The organism is Pirellulales bacterium, assembly GCA_036490175.1.
GTDB lineage: Bacteria > Planctomycetota > Planctomycetia > Pirellulales > JACPPG01 > JACPPG01.
Map to the genome: position 1 here is coordinate 1 of DASXEJ010000165.1, position 2859 is coordinate 2859.

The window sequence follows — 2859 nt, forward strand, 5'->3', positions numbered from 1 at the left end:
TTGCGGCCGAAGTCCGGCGGCGTTTGCTATCGAATCCTTTACGGTTTCATCGGAGCTCACGTGGCACTCATCGCGCTCGGCACCACGAAGGCGGCCGTCGTCGATCCAAAAGATATTGACCGAGCGATCAAGTGTCTCGGATTGGCGCAAAGCGAGCCTGAACGTTACACGCTGGAATACTGACGCCAAGGAGTTCGGTATATGGCAAGCACCAGGGATTTTGCCGATGTTCTGAGGAAAAAGATCGCAACCGATCCGCGACTCGCCGCAGCCGTTGCCGAAGCTCGATTTCAAGCGAACATCGCCGAGCAGATTTACACCGTGCGCACTGAAGCTGGCCTAACGCAAACGCAACTCGCTCGGAGGATCGGTACCCACCAATCGGTCATCGCACGGCTCGAGGACGCAGACTACGAGGGACACACCTTTTCCATGCTTCGTCGGATTGCGGACGCCACCGGCAAGGAGCTTTTCATCGCGTTCAAAGAGAGTAACCCAGGAAGCGGACCAGTAACGGTCGAGCCACATCGGGCGCCTGCACAAAAGGCACCCCCATTGAATCGGCGGTCGGCAGCCGGATCAAAACTGAAATCCGCGCCAAAATCCGCACCATCCGCCCGCAAAAAGAAGCGGAGCCATTAGGATCGGCCGGTCAGCGATTTATCGATCGCATAACGCTCCTGGCAATACCGTTCAAAGACACTGCCCGTTGACCGGCGATTTCTCCTGACGCTGCCAATGCGTTACCATCAATAGCAGCTTGCCGCACAGTAGATTGCCTGGTGCGGCCTCCCCGACTGCCTGGAAATCGAGGTCCGCTTGGACGAATCCAATCCGTTATCCAAAACGGCCAGTTTCGTGACGACCGGGGCGCGCAGCATGCTCCGCTCGCTCACGCTGGGCAGCCTGTTGCTTCGCAAACAGCTTTGGGTCTGGCCGATCCTGGCCGCACTACTGTTGGGCGTCGTCGGCCGCTGGATCAGTCGGTCGGTGGAATCGGCCATGCGCGAGCGGCGCGTCGCCGAGCTAACCACGGTAATCAATGCCGACGTGGCGGCGCTGCGCGTATGGATGACCGAACAAGCGTTCGATGCCGAATTCATGGCCGAAGATGAGCGGATTTTGCCCGCCGTCGACCAACTGCTCAAGGCAGCCGCCGACTCGGCCGATTCGGAGCGAGCCCTGCTCTTTTCGCCCGGCCAGGCCGAACTGCGCGGGCAACTCATGCCGCGCTTGAACCGCTTCGGCTATGTCGGCTTTTGCCTCGTTTCGCCCGCAGGCGTCGTGCTGGCCGCCGATCAGGACGGTCCGGTCGGCAAAACGCTGACCGGCTACCGCAAGGAGTTTTTCGACGGTGTCTTTGCCGGAAAGCCGGCGGTCTCGCGCCCTTTTCTTGCCGCCATGTTGCTGCCCGATGCTCATGGCGAGTTGAAAGCGAACTTACCGACGATGTTTGCCGCCGCCCCCGTGCTCGGCGACAAAGGTGAACCGCTGGCGGCGCTGGCCCTGCGTATTTCGCCCGATAAGGACTTCACGCGCATTTTGCACATTGCCCAGTCGGGCGAAACCGGTGAAACCTATGCCTTCGATCACCATGGATTGTTGCTCAGTCAAAGCCGCTTCGAGAAAGAGCTGAAGCAGCTCGGGCTGATGGTCGACAGCCCCGATGCCCAGTCGATCCTCTCGGTCAGTTTGCGCGATCCCGGCGCGAACCTGCTGGCCGGCGAGCGAGCGAAACAAGCGCGTTCGGAGCAGCCCTTCACGCGTTTGGCCGCGGAGGCCATCAGTGGAAAGAGTGGCAACGACGTCGAGGGTTATCGCGACTATCGGGGCGTCCCATCGATCGGGGCCTGGATCTGGCTGCCCGAATACGAACTCGGCGTCGGCACCGAACAAGACCTGGCCGAAGCGTTTCGGCCCCTGTACGTGCTGCGGCGGGCATTTTGGGGAATGTTCGGACTGTTGGTGGCCGCTTCGGCCGCGATCTTCGTCTTCACGTTGATCGTCGCCCGTGCCAATCGCGAGGCCCAACGGGCCGCCCTGGTCGCCAAACGCCTCGGCCAATACACGTTGGACCGAAAGCTTGGCGAAGGAGGTATGGGCATGGTCTACCTGGCCCATCATGCCATGCTCCAGCGACCCACGGCCGTCAAGCTGCTCAACGTCGACAAAAGCAACGAGCAAACGCTGGCCCGCTTCGAGCGCGAGGTCCAGCTCACCAGCCGGCTGAACCATCCGAACACCATCGCCATTTACGATTACGGCCGCACGCCGGAAGGCGTCTTTTATTACGCGATGGAATACCTGGACGGCATCAATCTGGAAGATCTCGTGCGTCAACACGGGCCGCAGCCCGAGGGCCGCGTGACGTCGATTCTCGCGCAGGTCTGCGGTTCGCTCAGCGAGGCACATGCGATCGGCTTGATCCATCGCGACATCAAGCCGGCCAACGTCATGTTGACCGAGCGGGGTGGCATTTGCGACTTCGTCAAAGTGCTCGATTTCGGTCTGGTCAAGGCGCTCGAAGGCCAGCCCGATGGGTCGCTGACGGCCGAAGGCGTGTTTACCGGCACTCCGCTCTACATGTCGCCCGAAACCATCCAGGGTTCCGAACACGTCGACGCGCGGACCGATCTCTATGCCGTGGGGGCGATCGGTTACTTCCTGCTGACCGGAACTCCGCTATTCAATGGCGCCAACGTCCTGGAGATTCTGCACAAGCACGTCACCATGGCTCCCGAGCCGCCGTCGTTGCGGATGCGGCGTCCCGTGTCGGCTCAACTGGAAGCGTTGATCCTCAAATGCCTGGCCAAGAATCCAAAGGATCGGCCGCAGTCGGCAGCGGAGTTGGGCGATGCG

Annotated in this window: 3 protein-coding genes; all 3 read left to right on the plus strand. The window is 61.1% G+C overall.

Annotation, left to right across the window (positions count from 1 at the left end; genetic code table 11):
• Positions 1-183: hypothetical protein (locus tag VGG64_12590; GenBank protein ID HEY1600436.1), on the plus strand; the 183-nt coding region annotated here is incomplete at its 5' end.
• Positions 184-201: 18 nt separating this feature from the next.
• Positions 202-642: a helix-turn-helix transcriptional regulator gene (locus VGG64_12595; protein ID HEY1600437.1), complete on the plus strand. Its 441-nt coding sequence runs from the start codon at positions 202-204 to the stop codon at positions 640-642.
• Between the two features lie 177 nt (positions 643-819).
• A partial coding sequence (locus VGG64_12600; protein HEY1600438.1) for a serine/threonine protein kinase occupies positions 820-2859 on the plus strand: 2040 nt, incomplete at its 3' end.

Bases quoted from the DNA above. Each gene is read 5' to 3' on its own strand.
- VGG64_12595 (HEY1600437.1), top strand. From the start codon at position 202: ATGGCAAGCACCAGGGATTTTGCCGATGTTCTGAGGAAAAAGATCGCA.